This is a genomic window from Dryocola boscaweniae, assembly GCF_025215095.1.
GTDB lineage: Bacteria > Pseudomonadota > Gammaproteobacteria > Enterobacterales > Enterobacteriaceae > Dryocola > Dryocola boscaweniae.
The window spans coordinates 37816-53184 of record NZ_JALHAP010000072.1; the positions used below are offsets into that span (position 1 = coordinate 37816).

The following is a 15369-nucleotide window of genomic DNA, read 5'->3' on the forward strand; positions in this document are numbered from 1 at the left end:
TATAGGATTAGCGAAAGAAAGGCCAGCGTCGCTGGCCTTTATTAAAAACGCTTTCTTTAGAAGTTTGCGTTACGCGGCGTACGTGGGAATGGAATCACGTCACGAACGTTTTGAACGCCGGTAACATAGGCAATCAGACGCTCAAAGCCGAGACCGAAACCGGAATGCGGTACGGTGCCGTAACGACGCAGATCGCGATACCACCAGTAATCTTCTTTATTCAGACCCATTTCAGCCATACGCGCGTCCAGCACATCCAGACGCTCCTCACGCTGAGAACCACCGATGATTTCACCAATGCCCGGGGCTAACACGTCCATTGCGGCAACGGTTTTACCGTCTTCGTTAAGGCGCATATAGAAGGCCTTAATATCCTTCGGATAGTTTTTCACGACTACCGGCGCTTTGAAGTGTTGTTCAGCAAGGTAGCGCTCATGCTCGGAAGAAAGATCGACGCCCCAGTAAACCGGGTTTTCGAACTTCTGGCCGCATTTCTCAAGGATGGCGACGGCATCGGTGTAATCCACCTGGGCGAAGTCAGCCTCAATGAAACGCTGCAGACGCTCAACCGCATCTTTATCAACGCGTTCGGCGAAGAACTGCATATCGTCCATGCGCTCATCCAGGACGGCCTTAAAGACGTATTTCAGCATGGCTTCAGCCAGACCAGCAACGTCATCCAGGTTTGCAAAGGCAACTTCTGGCTCCAGCATCCAGAACTCCGCCAGGTGGCGGCTGGTGTTGGAGTTTTCCGCGCGAAACGTTGGGCCAAAGGTATAAACCTTAGACAGGGCACACGCGTAGGTTTCGCCGTTTAGCTGGCCGGATACGGTCAGGAACGCTTCTTTACCGAAGAAGTCTTTGTCGAAGTCAACTTTGCCCGCATCGGTACGCGGCAGGTTTTCGAGGTCGAGCGTTGAAACGCGGAACATTTCACCGGCGCCTTCGGTATCGGACGCGGTAATCAGCGGGGTGGAAACCCAGAAATAGCCGTTCTCATGGAAGAAGCGGTGCAACGCCTGCGCCAAAGTGTGACGAACGCGTGCAACGGCGCCAATCATGTTGGTGCGCGGACGCAGGTGCGCAACTTCACGCAGATACTCAATGCTGTGACGTTTTGCCGCCATCGGATAAGTATCCGGATCGTCCACCCAACCGCTAACTTCTACGCTGGTTGCCTGGATTTCAAAACTCTGGCCCTGACCAAGAGATTCCACCACTTTACCCGTAACGACAACGGAGCAGCCGGTGGTCAGGCGCAGAACGTCCTCATTGTAATTGGGCAGAGAATTATTGATGACGGCCTGTACAGGAGAGAAGCAGGAACCGTCATAGACGGCGAGGAAGGAGATACCAGCTTTTGAATCTCTTCGAGTACGCACCCACCCGCGCACGGTGACTTCACTGTCAACGGCGACGCGGCCCTGGAGTACGTCGGCTACAGGCACAACGCTCATAGTTTTCTCTCTATTAAATGGTCAATGACAAAAAAAATAGTTACCCACAATTGGGGGATATCTATGTTACCTGTCGCGCGCCATCAGACAAGCAGAAATCGCATCAGTTTGAAGAAATAAAGAAAGAGAGGCGGCCCATAAACCTGATTGTTTGGTTTATGGGCCTTATTTTGATTTAGCTGGCTTTTTTAACCAGTGGCAAATCGAAGGCTTTACGCAGGGCGCGCACGAAGGCTTTATCGTGACAAATAGTTTTGCCCGGGCTGTCAGAAAGTTTTGCTACGGGCTTGCCGTTGCACTCTACCAGTTTGATAACGATATTCAGCGGCTTCACCTGTGGAATATCGCACGTCAGACGTGTGCCGATACCGAAGCTCAGATTTATGCGTGACGCGAAGTGCTTATACAGCTCGACGGCCTTTGGTAAATCAAGATTATCGGAGAAGACCAGCACTTTACTCATGGGGTCGATACCCAGTTGCTCATAATGGGCAATGGCTTTTTCTCCCCATTCGACCGGGTCTCCGGAATCGTGGCGCAGACCCTGATACTGCCTGGCAAATTCAGGGCCGAAGTCGCGCAGGAATGCATCCATGGTAATGCAGTCGGTGAGAGCAATGCCGAGCTGGTCAGGATATTCATCAAGCCAGGCCTGAAGCGCTGCGCGCTGGCTATTGGCAAGCACCGGGCTGATTTGCTGATGCGCCTGGAACCATTCGTGCGCCTGCGTGCCCATTGGCGTCAGATTCAGACGGCGTGCCAGATCGTAATTGCTGGTGCCGACAAACCAGGCTTCCTGTTGCAGACGGCCAACTATAGCCTCCTGAACCTCACGGGAGAACCGGCGCCGCGTGCCAAAATCCATCAGACGGAATGAAGACAGATCGATATCCGCCGTCAGTTCTTTGAAGTGCAGCAGCTTTCTTTCCAGATGCTCCAGCGCCATTTGCGGCGTAACGGCCTGGGAGCGATGCTGATGCACCACTTCGCTGATAACGGCCAGTAACGGCACTTCCCACATGATGACTTCACGCCATGGGCCGGTCAGACGAATGTCCAGATGGCCTTTATTATTGGTGATTTCAACTTGAGTGGGGTCGTAGCGGAAAGTACGCAGCCAGGCGAGGTAATCTGCTTCAAAAAAAGGAAGCTCCTCAAGCCAGGCGAACTCCTCGGCGCTGAGCGCGAGGTGGCGCATGTTGTCGACCTGTTGGCGGATTGCGTCTGCGTAAATGCCAAGCAGATCGTCTCCGCGGCAGCGAAACTCGGCCGCGACGTTCACGTCGTAATAACGGTGGAACACCGCCTGCTGCATATGAAGCTTATAGGCGTCAGTATCCAGAAGCGTTTGCAAAATCGGGGAAGCGTGTCGTGTCATGGCGCGTTACAGCATCCTCTCACAGGAGCGTTTCCATCAAGGGCTAAAAGCAGATAAAGACGCAGGAGTATACCCTGATTATCCGTTTATTAAACCCGGATCACAACACAAGGGTGGATTCGGGTCGAGGGCAATTCGTGCCGCTTGTTATATAAATGTAGCGAGCAGCGTGATTAGTCCGGAAAAGATGATGATTCTGCGTGGCAACATTAACGCAACAGGAATAGACTGAACTCCGATAACTTACGGACGATGTATAAGGTTTTTTATGACACAACAGCCACAAGCCAAATACCGCCACGACTACCGTGCGCCGGATTACTCGATTAGCGACATCGATTTGACCTTTGACCTGGATGCCACAAAAACCCTGGTCACCGCCATCAGCAAAGTAAGCCGTCAGGGCTCTGCTCAAGTCGCCTTACGTCTCGACGGCGGCGACCTTACGCTGGTCAGCATCCACGTGGACGGAAAAGCCTGGGAAGAATATCGTCTGGAAGAGGGCGCGCTGGTGCTGGAACAGTTGCCAGATAATTTCTTGCTGACTATCGTCAATGAAATCAGTCCGGCGGCAAACACCGCGCTTGAAGGGCTGTATCAGTCAGGCGAAGCGCTTTGCACCCAATGCGAAGCTGAAGGCTTCCGCCACATTACCTGGTACCTGGATCGCCCCGACGTGCTCGCGCGTTTCACCACCAAAATCATCGCCGATAAAACAAAATATCCGTATCTGCTCTCGAACGGTAACCGCGTGGCCGGAGGCGATCTGGAAAATGGTCGTCATTGGGTGCAGTGGCAGGACCCGTTCCCGAAACCCTGCTATCTGTTCGCGCTGGTGGCGGGTGATTTCGATGTGCTGCGCGACAGCTATAAAACGCGTTCTGGCCGCGATGTCGCGCTGGAGTTGTTTGTTGACCGCGGCAATCTTGACCGCGCAGGCTGGGCGATGACTTCGCTAAAAGCATCCATGAAGTGGGATGAAACCCGCTTTGGCCTGGAATACGATCTCGACATCTATATGATTGTGGCCGTGGACTTCTTCAACATGGGCGCGATGGAGAACAAAGGTCTTAACATCTTTAACTCCAAATATGTCCTGGCCCGTGCAGAAACGGCCACCGACAAAGATTACCTCGATATCGAACGCGTTATCGGCCACGAATATTTCCATAACTGGACCGGCAACCGGGTCACCTGCCGCGACTGGTTCCAGTTGAGCCTCAAAGAAGGCCTGACCGTTTTCCGCGATCAGGAATTTAGCTCAGACCTTGGTTCGCGTGCCGTTAACCGCATTCAAAACGTGCGCACCATGCGCGCGATGCAGTTTGCCGAAGACGCAAGCCCGATGGCGCACCCGATTCGCCCGGATAAAGTTATCGAAATGAACAACTTCTACACCCTGACGGTGTATGAGAAAGGTTCAGAAGTCATTCGTATGCTGCATACCCTGCTGGGTGAAGAAAACTTCCAGAAAGGCATGCAGCTCTACTTTGAACGTCATGACGGCAGCGCCGCGACCTGCGACGACTTTGTGCAGGCGATGGAAGATGCGTCAAACGTTGACCTGTCGCATTTCCGCCGCTGGTACAGCCAGGCCGGTACGCCGATCGTCAGCGTACGCGATGACTACAACCCGGAAACCGAGCAGTACACCCTGACCATCAGCCAGGTGACGCCGCCAACCGCTGAGCAGCAGGAAAAACATCCTCTGCACATTCCGTTCGACATCGAGCTGTATGACAACGAAGGGAAGGTGATTCCGTTACAAAAAGGCGGCCATCCGGTTCATCACGTGCTAAATGTGACCCAGGCCGAGCAGACGTTTGTCTTTGACAATGTCTATTTCCAGCCCGTCCCGTCGCTTTTGCGTGAGTTCTCAGCCCCCGTGAAGCTGGAATACAAATGGAGCGATCAGCAGCTAACTTTCCTGATGCGCCACGCCCGCAACGATTTCTCTCGTTGGGATGCAGCACAGAGCCTGCTTGCGACCTACATCAAGCTGAACGTTAACCGCAGCCAACAGAAACAGCCGCTGTCGTTGCCGCTGCACGTGGCTGATGCGTTCCGCGCTATTTTGCTTGATGAGAAAATCGATCCGGCGCTGGCGGCTGAAATTCTCACGCTGCCTTCGCAGAATGAAATCGCCGAGCTGTTCCAGAAGATCGATCCAATCGCTGTCGCTGAAGTTCACGAAGCGCTGACCCGCACGATGGCGACGGAATTAGCGGACGAGTTCCTCGCTATTTATAACGCCAACAAGCTTGATGCTTATCGCGTTGAGCACGCGGACATCGGCAAACGCGCGCTGCGCAACATCTGCCTGCGTTATCTGGCATTTGGTGAGCAGGAACTGGCCGAGCGGCTTGTACGTGCGCAATATGACGAAGCGGACAACATGACCGATGCGATTGCCGCGCTGTCAGCAGCGGTTGCTGCGCAATTGCCGTGCCGTGAAGAGCTGCTTGCGAAGTATGACGAGCAGTGGCATCAGGACGGCCTGGTGATGGATAAATGGTTTGTTCTGCAGGCGACAAGCCCGGCGGCCAATACGCTGAGTAAGGTGCGCGAATTGTTGAACCACCGTTCGTTCAGCCTCGGCAATCCGAACCGCATTCGTTCTCTGATTGGTGCTTTTGCAGCAGGCAATCCGGCGGCGTTCCATGCGGTAGACGGCAGCGGTTATCAGTTTATGGTGGAAATGCTCAGCGAGCTGAATCGCCGTAACCCGCAGGTGGCTTCACGTCTGATTGAACCTTTAATTCGTCTGAAGCGTTATGACGAGAAGCGCCAGGAAATGATGCGTGCGGCGCTGGAACAGTTGAAAGGGCTGGAGAATTTGTCCGGCGATCTGTTTGAGAAAATCAGCAAGGCATTAGCGTAAAGGATTTTGTAGGGTGGATGGCGCTGTCGCTTATCCACCCTACGGATCTGCTGGAGCAGGTCGGGTAAGCTTTGCGCAACCCGGCGCGCGCTCAACCGGTGCGCACCGCGCGCGCCGGTTCTTCCACCTGGCGCTTCATCACGCGCTCAAGCACCTGCGATTCCAGCTCCGCCAGTCTTACCGAACCTAAACGACGGGGTCGAGCCAGATCCACCGTTAAATCCAGGCCAATTTTCCCGTCTTCTATCAGTAAAACGCGATCCGCCATGGCAACCGCTTCACTGACGTCGTGCGTTACCAGCAATACGGTAAAACCGTGCTCCTGCCAGAGAGAAACGATTAAATCCTGCATTTCAATGCGCGTTAGCGCATCAAGCGCGCCGAGCGGCTCGTCCAGCAGCAATAAACCCGGGCGATGAATCAGCGCGCGAGCCAGAGCCACGCGCTGTTTCTGGCCGCCCGAAAGTGCCGCGGGCCACTCTTTTGCCCGGCTTCCCAGCCCGACGGCTTCAAGCGCCTGGTACGCCGCATCGCGCCAGTTGCCTTTCAGCCCCAGCCCAACGTTATCAATAACGGATTTCCACGGCAGCAAACGCGCGTCCTGGAACATTAATCTTGTATCGTCCTGGCTTTCACGCAGCGGCGCGTTGCCTGCCTGCAGCGAACCCGCGTTAGGATTTTCCAGCCCGGCAAGCAGCCGCAACAGGGTGCTTTTGCCCCCGCCGCTGCGTCCGACAACGGCAACAAACTGCCCGGCAGGAATGCGTAGCGCCAGTTCGTTGAGAATGGTTTTATCGCCGTAGCGTTTGGTCACGCCGTCAAGCAGCAGCGGCGTCCCCTGATTTAAACGAGCGGTATTCATACGGTTTCCTCTTTTAGCTGGTAAGCCGGATGCCAGCGCAGCCAGACGCGTTCTAACAGTTGTGCGCTGATATCGGCCAGCTTGCCGAGCAGGGCGTACAGAATAATAGCGACGACCACGACATCGGTTTGCAGGAATTCACGGGCGTTCATCGCCAGATAGCCGATGCCTGAATTAGCTGAGATCGTCTCGGCGACGATAAGCGTCAGCCACATCAGGCCGAGGGCAAAACGCACGCCGACCATAATAGAAGGCAGGGCGCCTGGCAGGATCACCTGAGCAAACAGGCTAAAGCCCGACAAACCATAGCTGCGGGCCATTTCCAGCAGCCCCTGGTCGATGTTTTTGATGCCGTGCCAGGTATTGATGTAAATCGGGAACAGCGTGCCGAGTGCGACCAGAAAGATCTTGGCGGTTTCATCAATGCCAAACCATAAAATAACCAGCGGGATCAGCGCCAGATGCGGCACGTTACGCAGCATCTGAATCGAGGTATCCAACAGGCGCTCGCCCCAGCGCGACAGGCCGCTGATCAGGCCGAGGATCAATCCGAGCGATCCGCCGATGCTAAAACCGATCGCCGCGCGCCAGGAGCTGATCGCCAGGTGCTGCCATAGCTCGCCGCTGGCGGAGAGGTTCCAGAAGGTAACAACCACGCCTTCGGGCGAGGGCAGAATGCGAGTTGAAAGCCAGCCAACCGAGGAGGCTAGCTGCCAGACGGCGATAATGGCGACCGGCAATGCCCAGGGAGCAAGGCGGAGCAAAAGTTTACGTGTGTTATTCGTCATCCTTTCCCCTTAGCTTTGCGCGACTTTACGAGGGATAAAGTCGTTAGCAACGACTTCGCCTTTCTCATGATGCTGGCGCGGCTGCGGAATTTCCGGCATAGCGACGTCCAGATGTGGGAACAGCAGTTCGCCCACGCGGTAAGCTTCCTCCAGATGCGGATAGCCGGAGAAAATAAAGCTGTCGATGCCCAGCTCTGCGTATTCGTTAATGCGGGCAGCAACCGTCGGGCCATCGCCGACCAGCGCCGTGCCCGCGCCGCCACGTACCAGGCCAACGCCCGCCCACAGGTTAGGGCTGATTTCCAGATTGTCGCGCTTACCGCCGTGAAGCGCCGCCATACGATGCTGGCCAACCGAATCGGTACGCGCAAACGCGGCCTGGGCTTTGGCAATAGTGTCGTCATCAAGCTGCGAAATCAGACGGTCCGCGGCCTGCCAGGCTTCTTCGTTGGTTTCGCGCACAATCACATGCAGACGAATTCCGAATCTTACGGTGCGTCCGTGCTTAGCGGCTTTGGCACGAACCTGTTCAATCTTCTCTTTTACCAGGTGCGGCGGTTCGCCCCATGTCAGGTATAAATCGACCTGCTCAGCCGCCAGGTCCTGCGCTACGTCTGATGAACCACCGAAATAAAGCGGGGGACGAGGTTGCTGTACCGGAGGGAAGAGTAATCTGGCGCCTTTAACCTGAATATGCTTGCCTTCGTAATCCACCGTTTCGCCTTCCAGCAGGCGTCGCCAGATGCGGGTAAATTCAGCCGAGGCTTCGTAACGTTCGGTATGATTGAGGAACACGCCGTCGCCGGCCAGTTCCTCTGGATCGCTGCCGGTAACCAGATTGAACAGCGCCCGGCCATTTGAAAGCCTGTCGAGCGTTGCGGCCTGGCGTGCGGCCACCGTCGGCGAAACGACGCTCGGGCGCAGGGCGACCAGGAATTTAAGCCGCTGGGTCACCGGAATCATCGAAGCGGCGACCAGCCAGGCGTCTTCGCATGAGCGACCCGTCGGGATAAGCACCCCGGTAAAGCCAAGCCTGTCCGCCGCCTGAGCGATCTGTTGCAAATAACCATGCTCTACCGGGCGAGCAGCGTCATTGCTGCCTAAGTAGTGACCATCGCCGTGGGTGGGTAAGAACCAGAACATATTGAGGCTCATGATTTATCTCCTTTTGCGGTACCGGTGGGCTGCCAGATGCGGGTGCGAATATCGACTTTTTTCGGCACTAAATGGTTGTCGTAAAACAGATCGGCGGTTTGCTGTTGTTTTTCAGCGGTGGCGGCGCTAACCGGCGTAATTTCGGTTGGCGGACGGTGATCGAAATAGCTGGCGATAACCGGTTCAGGCAGGCCCATGGTTTTGGCCAGCAGCGTTACGCTTTGCTGGCGCTGGGAGCGCGTCAGCTCATCGGCTTCGCTGAATGTTTTAAGCACGCCCTGCAGAAATTCGCCGTTCTTCTCGGCATAGGGGCGTGAGGCGAGGTAGAAAGAGCCCGTCTGGTTAATCTGGCTTCCGTCAGACAGCACCCGCACGCCGCCGTTTAGCAAGGCTGCGGAATAGTACGGGTCCCAGATAGCCCAGGCGTCAACGTTTCCTTGCTGGAATGCGGCGCGCGCGTCTGCCGGTGATAAATAAGCAGGCTGGATATCGGTAAATGTCAGCCCGGCTTTTTGTAAGGTGCGCAGCACCAGATTGTGCGAGCTGGACCCTTTCTGGAAGGCAATCTTGCGGCCCTTCAGATCGGCAATGGTTTTCAACGGGCTGTTTTCCGGCACCAGAATAACTTCTGCTTTTGGCTTCGCGGGTTCTGAACCGACATACACCAGATCCGCCCCGGCGGCCTGGGCGAAGATTGGCGGAATATCGCCGGTGCTGCCCAGATCGATACTCCCGACGTTCAGCGCCTCAAGCATTTGCGGGCCCGCAGGAAACTCAATCCACGAAATTTTTGTTTGCGGATAACGCTGCTCCAGAAACTGATGACTTTTCGCCAGCACCATGCTCACCGAACCTTTTTGGTAGCCGATGCGCAGGTGATCCGGCCCGGGCTGAGCGGCATTTACCGCCGCGCTCAGGCTCAGCATTCCGGTAAAAAGCAGCCACGGCGCGGTGCGTTTTAAGAGATTAAACATGAGCAACTCCTTGCTGAATAAACGGGGAGGCGACCGCGAAATCGCGACGATGCAGAGCCTGCCAGAATGTTTCCAGCGCGGTGTCCAGGCGCTGCTGCAAATTGGCCGTAAAGACCGGCTTGTGCTGGTAGTCGGCAATCTGGCTATCGTCGGCAAAAACGCCGTGGAGAATTTCTTGTGCTTTCAGCGCATTCAGTACGGGCTTGAGGGCATAATCCACCGCCAGCATATGAGCTACGGTGCCGCCTGTTGCGAGAGGAAGAACGACCTTTTTCTCCAGCGCGCGCTCCGGCAGAAGATCCAGCAGAGCTTTCAGCGCACCGGCAAAAGATGCCTTATAAACGGGCGTGGCGATAATCAGCCCATCGGCCTGCTCGAGCTGTTCAATAAGCGTCTTTAGCGCCGGGCTTTCAAAGCGCGCATACAGTAAATCTTCGGGCGCGAAATTCTGGAGATGCCAGTGACACACCTCGACATCCAGCGCGCTTAGTTTTTCACGTGAATACTCCAGCAGCGCGCTGGAACGGGAAGGAAAGCGGGGGCTTCCGGCAAGGGTGATCACACGCATCTCGGCTCCTTATAACTAAATGTTAGCTTGTCGTTAACTTTGATAACAATTGAGGCTGATAGTGGCAGAGAGGCGTTATTCCACTAAATGATTTATCTGATAAACAAATGCCAGAAATTGCATAAGAAGAGGAAAGCTGTGAAAACGATTGCGTCAATTTGGGCTTTTTTGTTGCAGGTCAATTCCAATCACGGACGTAATCGATAATAATACGGCCCCGGTTTGCACACCGGAATCCAGGAGAGTTCATGTACTACCCCTTCGTTCGTAAAGCCCTTTTCCAGCTCGACGCCGAGCGCGCTCATGAAGTGACATTTCAGCAATTACGCCGCGTAACGGGCACGCCGCTCGAATGGCTGGTGCGTCAAAAGGTTCCGTCTAAGCCAGTTTCCTGCATGGGATTAACGTTTAAAAACCCGCTTGGCTTAGCCGCAGGTCTGGATAAAAACGGTGAATGCATCGATGCGCTGGGGGCTATGGGGTTTGGCTCCATCGAAATCGGCACCGTCACGCCTCGCCCACAGCCGGGAAATGATAAACCGCGTATCTTTCGCCTGGTTGAAGCCGAAGGGTTAATTAACCGTATGGGCTTTAATAATCTTGGCGTGGATAACCTCGTTGAGAACGTGAAAAAAGCCCATTTTGACGGCGTACTCGGGATCAATATTGGCAAAAATAAAGATACGCCCGTCGAACAAGGTAAAGACGACTATTTGATCTGTATGGATAAAATTTATCCATACGCGGGTTATATAGCGATCAATATCTCGTCTCCCAATACGCCGGGATTACGGTCGCTGCAATATGGCGAAGCGTTGGACGATCTTTTAAGTGCGATAAAAAATAAGCAGCAAATACTGCAAGAAGTGCACCATAAATATGTGCCGATCGCGGTTAAGATCGCGCCGGATCTTTCGCAAGAAGAATTGATCCAGGTAGCCGACAGTTTAGTTCGCCATAATATCGATGGGGTCATTGCCACCAATACCACATTGGATCGTAGCCTCGTTCAGGGCATGAAATATTGCGATGAGATGGGGGGGCTGAGCGGTCGCCCGCTACAGTTGCAAAGCACAGAAATTATTCGCCGCTTGTCCCAGGAATTAAAAGGCCGTTTACCTATTATTGGCGTAGGCGGCATTGATTCAGTGATAGCCGCACGTGAAAAAATGGCGGCAGGCGCATCGCTTATTCAAATTTATTCCGGTTTCATATTTAAAGGCCCACCGCTGATTAAAGAAATCGTTACTCATCTCTAAGCTTTATCATTTCCAGACAACCGGGGCTTTATTTTCAGCCCTGGTTGTTTTATATTCCGTTGCTGTTGCTAAATTAATCATATTAGTCTTTTATTAATACGGCTTTAAGCCAAACGGCGATAAGGATTTTTTAAGTTTGTGGAATAAACAAAAGGGTAAGTCATTATGCGGATAAAACCGGACGACAGTTGGCGTTGGTATTTCGATGAAGAGCACGATCGTATGATGCTCGATTTAGCCAATGGAATGATTTTTCGCTCCCGTTTTTCACGCAAAATGCTTACGCCTGATGCCTTTGAAAACGCTGGCTTTTGTGTCGATGACGCCGCGCTGTTTTTCTCCTTTGACGAGAAATGCCGCCACCTGCCGCTCAGTAAAGAACATCGCGCTGAGCTGGTGCTCAATGCCCTGGTGGCTATTCGCTATCTCAAACCGCAAATGCCGAAAAGCTGGCATTTTGTCTCGCACGGCGACTGCTGGCAGCCTGCTCCGGGCGATGCGGCCTGCGTGTGGTTAAGCGAAGATATGCAGCAGGTGAATTTGTTAGTGGTTGAAACCGGCGATAACGCGGCACTTTGTCTGCTGGCGCAGCCGGGATTGCAGCTTGCCGGTCGCACCATGCAATTAGGGGATGCGATTAAGGTAATGAACGACAGACTGAAGCCGCAGCCGGTGAATCACAGCCTCAGTCTTGACCAGGCGGTTTAAAGCGTCTCCAGCTTCACATCTCCCGCAGGAATACAGCTACAGCACAGAATCGTGCCGTCAGCGCCCACGGCGCTTTTTTTAAGCGCTTTCACTTCTCCGTCCACTAAACGAATCCGACAGCTTCCGCAAATTCCGGCGCGACAGGAATAGGGAATGCGAATACCTTGTTGTTCAAGCTGTTCCAGGAGAATTTGCTGGTTATTCCCTCGAAAAGTCCGGCTCTGCCAGTCAATCGCCACCGTAGTTTCCGGCAGGGTTTCCGGCTTAATGCTTTCGGCAACCTGGCCTGCGCCATACACTCTGCCAGGCTTACGAGCCAATACTTCAAATTCATCCCCGACGCGGATAATTCCACTGTTACGCGCAATCAGGTTCTGCCCGAAGTCGACATCGCCATTATCCTGCGCGGTGCGGAAGCTTTGCAGCGTCGCCAGTGGTTCACCTGTGGGATGTTTACGGCCTTTTTCAGGGCTGACCGTGGTGAAGATACAGCGGCTGCAAGGCTTGGCGACATCAAAAGTCACATTGCCAATGCGCACTACTTGCCAGGTGTCTTCTTCCCACGCCTGGGCGCCTGTCACTACGATATTTGGGCGGAACTGCGTCATCTTCACGCTTGCCGGGCAGCGGTTTTGTAAATCGCGTAACGAGGCCTCGTTGGTCAGCAGGAAAGGGAAGCCATCGGCAAATGATAAAGGCACTTCTTCATGGCGCTTAACCCGGCGAGTTAACTCTTCACCCACCCAGCGTAACTGCACGGGACGGGAAAAGAAGCCGCTTAACCAGCTATTGATTTCATCAGGCGCAATCAGCGCGGTGAAGTGGTTGCCCCACACTTCGGTTGCGGCAGGCGTTGGCTGGAAATCGGCAAAGCGAACGTTTGCTGAAGAGCCGTCTGGCGCGCCCAGATATAAGCCATCATGAAGAATTGCCGGCGTAAAAAGCACCATTTGCGGTGACTGGCGCGCGGTAATAAAGGTGCCATCCGGCTCGGTTATCATAAATATACGGTCAAAAGCCAGGCCGCTGATGGCAACCTGAGCATGCGAGAGGGCAAGTCCGCGCATTGATTTAACCGGGTGAATATAAAGTTGAGATAGACTGATCATGGCGCCCTCCATGCCTGCAAAAATAATAAGAGGGCAACTTTATGACATGCGTGGCGGATTAGCTATAATGCGCCACTATTTTCTTTTTCTGACCAATAAGTGACGATATGAATTCTCTGTTTGCCAGTACGGCGCGTGGGCTCGAAGAGCTGTTAAAAACTGAACTGGAAGGGCTGGGCGCGCAAGGCTGCCAGGTGGTTCAGGGCGGCGTACATTACCAGGGGGATTCTCGTCTGGTCTACCAAAGCCTGATGTGGAGCCGTCTGGCGTCCCGCATCCTGCTGCCCCTAAGCGAATGCAAAGTTTACAGCGATCTGGATTTATATCTGGGCGTGCAGGTTATCGACTGGCCGGCGATTTTTGGCCCGGATGCGACTTTCGCTGTGCACTTCAGCGGCCTGAACGAAGTCATCCGTAACAGCCAGTACGGCGCGCTTAAGGTAAAAGATGCCATCGTTGACTCCTTTACCCGTAAAAACCTGCCGCGTCCGAATGTCGATCGCGAGCAGCCAGATTTACGCATCAACGTCTGGCTGAATAAAGATACCGCCAGCATCGCACTGGATTTGAGCGGTGAAGGCCTGCATCAGCGCGGCTATCGCGACAGCACCGGCGCGGCGCCTATTAAAGAAACGCTGGCCGCGGCCATTGTTATGCGTTCCGGCTGGCAGCCAGGCACGCCGCTGCTCGACCCAATGTGTGGTTCCGGTACGCTGCTGATTGAGGCTGCGATGATAGCGACCGATCGCGCGCCTGGTTTACATCGCAAGCACTGGGGATTCCTGGGCTGGGCGAAACACGACGCGGAACTGTGGAAAGAAGTCACTAGCGAAGCGCAAGTGCGCGCTCGCAAAGGACTTGGGGAATACACATCCCGTTTCTACGGTTCTGATAATGATTCCCGCGTTATCGAACGCGCACGCGCAAACACCCGTCGCGCAGGCCTCGCCGCTCTGATTAGCTATGAAGTAAAAGACGTCGCTAAACTGACTAATCCGCTGCCGGAAGGGCCTGCGGGAACCGTGGTCAGCAACCCGCCATACGGCGAGCGTCTGGATAGCGAACCTGCGCTGATCGCGCTGCACAGTCTGCTGGGACGCAATATGAAGTCGCAGTTCGGCGGCTGGAATTTGTCGCTGTTTAGCGCATCCCCTGATTTGCTGAGCTGCCTGCAGCTACGCGCCGACCGCCAGTTTAAAGCGAAAAACGGCCCCCTTGATTGCGTGCAGAAAAACTATCAGTTGGCTGAAAACGCTACCGGCGCGGCTGGCGGCCAGCTTGCTGAAGATTATGCTAACCGTCTGCGTAAGAATATTAAGAAGCTGGATAAATGGGCGCGTCAGGAAGGTATCGAATGTTATCGCGTGTACGACGCAGATTTACCGGATTACAACGTAGCCGTGGATCGCTACGGCGACTGGGTCGTGGTGCAGGAATATGCGCCGCCGAAAACCGTGGATGCCAACAAGGCGCGTCAGCGTCTGTTTGACGTGATTGCCGCCACGCTTTCCGTGCTTGAACTGCCGTCCAACCGCTTGATCCTGAAAACGCGTGAGCGTCAGAAAGGCAAAAGCCAGTACCAGAAAATGGGCGAGAAGGGCGACTTTATGGAGATCAGCGAGTATAACGCGCGCCTTTGGGTCAATCTGACGGACTATCTCGATACCGGCCTGTTTCTCGACCACCGTATCGCACGCCATATGCTCGGTAAAATGAGCAAAGGCAAAGATTTCCTTAATCTCTTTGCCTACACCGGCAGCGCAACGGTCCATGCAGGCCTGGGCGGCGCGAAGACCACCACCACGGTGGATATGTCCCGCACCTATCTGGAGTGGGCTGAACGTAACCTGCGCCTTAACGGTCTGAGCGGGCGCGATCATCGCCTGATTCAGGCTGATTGCCTGGGCTGGCTGAGTGAAACGGACGAACAGTTCGATCTGATCTTTATCGATCCGCCGACGTTCTCCAACTCAAAACGTATGGAAGACTCTTTCGACGTGCAACGCGATCATATCGGGCTGATGAAAAACCTCAAACGCCTGCTGCGCCGCGGCGGCACCATTATGTTCTCCAATAATAAACGCGGCTTCAAAATGGACTTTGACGGGCTTGCAAAACTGGGTCTGGAAGCACAGGAAATTACTCAGAAAACGCTTTCGCAAGACTTTGCCCGTAATCGCCAGATTCACAACTGCTGGCTTGTTACTCATCAAGCCAAGGATTAATTGTC

Annotated in this window: 12 protein-coding genes; 4 read left to right on the forward strand and 8 right to left on the reverse strand. The window is 54.3% G+C overall.

Annotated features, from left to right (window positions below; translation table 11 throughout):
* Positions 1-56: 56 nt before the first annotated feature.
* Both asnS and pncB read right to left on the reverse strand, forming a co-directional pair.
* Entirely contained in the window at positions 57-1457 is a 1401-nt protein-coding gene (gene asnS, locus MUA00_RS04830) for an asparagine--tRNA ligase (RefSeq protein ID WP_271122044.1), read from the reverse strand.
* Between the two features lie 175 nt (positions 1458-1632).
* Entirely contained in the window at positions 1633-2835 is a 1203-nt protein-coding gene (gene pncB, locus MUA00_RS04835; RefSeq protein WP_271122043.1) for a nicotinate phosphoribosyltransferase, read from the reverse strand.
* Positions 2836-3103: 268 nt separating this feature from the next.
* Between pncB and pepN the strand changes: the two genes are divergently transcribed.
* The gene (gene pepN / locus MUA00_RS04840) at positions 3104-5716 is read left to right on the forward strand and encodes an aminopeptidase N (RefSeq protein ID WP_271122042.1); all 2613 of its coding nucleotides are present in this window, start codon (positions 3104-3106) and stop codon (positions 5714-5716) included.
* A 91-nt stretch (positions 5717-5807) separates the two neighbouring features.
* Here the strand turns inward: pepN and ssuB are convergent, their stop codons facing one another.
* The 5 genes from ssuB to ssuE are packed head-to-tail and all read right to left on the reverse strand — an operon-like array spanning position 5808 to position 10063.
* A complete protein-coding gene (gene ssuB, locus MUA00_RS04845) occupies positions 5808-6578 on the reverse strand; it encodes an aliphatic sulfonates ABC transporter ATP-binding protein (RefSeq protein ID WP_271122041.1) in 771 nt (256 codons plus the stop codon).
* Positions 6575-7366: an aliphatic sulfonate ABC transporter permease SsuC gene (gene ssuC, locus MUA00_RS04850; protein WP_271122040.1), complete on the reverse strand. Its 792-nt coding sequence runs from the start codon at positions 7364-7366 to the stop codon at positions 6575-6577. The genes ssuB and ssuC overlap by 4 nt, the downstream gene beginning before the upstream one ends.
* 9 nt (positions 7367-7375) lie before the next feature.
* Positions 7376-8521: an FMNH2-dependent alkanesulfonate monooxygenase gene (gene ssuD, locus MUA00_RS04855; RefSeq protein WP_271122039.1), complete on the reverse strand. Its 1146-nt coding sequence runs from the start codon at positions 8519-8521 to the stop codon at positions 7376-7378.
* A complete protein-coding gene (locus MUA00_RS04860; protein ID WP_416358548.1) occupies positions 8518-9495 on the reverse strand; it encodes a sulfonate ABC transporter substrate-binding protein in 978 nt (325 codons plus the stop codon). The genes ssuD and MUA00_RS04860 overlap by 4 nt, the downstream gene beginning before the upstream one ends.
* Entirely contained in the window at positions 9488-10063 is a 576-nt protein-coding gene (gene ssuE, locus MUA00_RS04865; RefSeq protein WP_271122038.1) for an NADPH-dependent FMN reductase, read from the reverse strand. The genes MUA00_RS04860 and ssuE overlap by 8 nt, the downstream gene beginning before the upstream one ends.
* Before the next feature lie 248 nt (positions 10064-10311).
* On the opposite strand from ssuE, the gene pyrD reads away from it, so the two are divergent.
* Positions 10312-11322, forward strand: coding sequence for a quinone-dependent dihydroorotate dehydrogenase (gene pyrD, locus MUA00_RS04870; RefSeq protein WP_271122037.1), 1011 nt, complete (start codon positions 10312-10314; stop codon positions 11320-11322).
* A 165-nt stretch (positions 11323-11487) separates the two neighbouring features.
* Positions 11488-12030 carry a cell division protein ZapC gene (zapC, locus tag MUA00_RS04875; RefSeq protein WP_271122036.1) on the forward strand — a complete coding sequence of 181 codons (543 nt, stop codon included), beginning with the start codon at positions 11488-11490 and terminating at the stop codon, positions 12028-12030.
* On the opposite strand, the gene MUA00_RS04880 is transcribed toward zapC, so the two are convergent.
* Positions 12027-13139 carry a YcbX family protein gene (locus tag MUA00_RS04880; RefSeq protein WP_271122035.1) on the reverse strand — a complete coding sequence of 371 codons (1113 nt, stop codon included), beginning with the start codon at positions 13137-13139 and terminating at the stop codon, positions 12027-12029. The genes zapC and MUA00_RS04880 overlap by 4 nt on opposite strands.
* Positions 13140-13246: 107 nt before the next feature.
* Between MUA00_RS04880 and rlmKL the strand changes: the two genes are divergently transcribed.
* Positions 13247-15364 carry a bifunctional 23S rRNA (guanine(2069)-N(7))-methyltransferase RlmK/23S rRNA (guanine(2445)-N(2))-methyltransferase RlmL gene (rlmKL, locus tag MUA00_RS04885; RefSeq protein WP_271122034.1) on the forward strand — a complete coding sequence of 706 codons (2118 nt, stop codon included), beginning with the start codon at positions 13247-13249 and terminating at the stop codon, positions 15362-15364.
* Positions 15365-15369: the final 5 nt, after the last annotated feature.

Bases quoted from the DNA above. Each gene is read 5' to 3' on its own strand.
- ssuE (WP_271122038.1), bottom strand. From the start codon at position 10,063: ATGCGTGTGATCACCCTTGCCGGAAGCCCCCGCTTTCCTTCCCGTTCC.
- pyrD (WP_271122037.1), top strand. From the start codon at position 10,312: ATGTACTACCCCTTCGTTCGTAAAGCCCTTTTCCAGCTCGACGCCGAG.
- pepN (WP_271122042.1), top strand. From the start codon at position 3,104: ATGACACAACAGCCACAAGCCAAATACCGCCACGACTACCGTGCGCCG.
- MUA00_RS04880 (WP_271122035.1), bottom strand. From the start codon at position 13,139: ATGATCAGTCTATCTCAACTTTATATTCACCCGGTTAAATCAATGCGC.
- ssuB (WP_271122041.1), bottom strand. From the start codon at position 6,578: ATGAATACCGCTCGTTTAAATCAGGGGACGCCGCTGCTGCTTGACGGC.
- asnS (WP_271122044.1), bottom strand. From the start codon at position 1,457: ATGAGCGTTGTGCCTGTAGCCGACGTACTCCAGGGCCGCGTCGCCGTT.
- ssuC (WP_271122040.1), bottom strand. From the start codon at position 7,366: ATGACGAATAACACACGTAAACTTTTGCTCCGCCTTGCTCCCTGGGCA.
- MUA00_RS04860 (WP_416358548.1), bottom strand. From the start codon at position 9,495: ATGTTTAATCTCTTAAAACGCACCGCGCCGTGGCTGCTTTTTACCGGA.
- rlmKL (WP_271122034.1), top strand. From the start codon at position 13,247: ATGAATTCTCTGTTTGCCAGTACGGCGCGTGGGCTCGAAGAGCTGTTA.
- pncB (WP_271122043.1), bottom strand. From the start codon at position 2,835: ATGACACGACACGCTTCCCCGATTTTGCAAACGCTTCTGGATACTGAC.
- ssuD (WP_271122039.1), bottom strand. From the start codon at position 8,521: ATGAGCCTCAATATGTTCTGGTTCTTACCCACCCACGGCGATGGTCAC.
- zapC (WP_271122036.1), top strand. From the start codon at position 11,488: ATGCGGATAAAACCGGACGACAGTTGGCGTTGGTATTTCGATGAAGAG.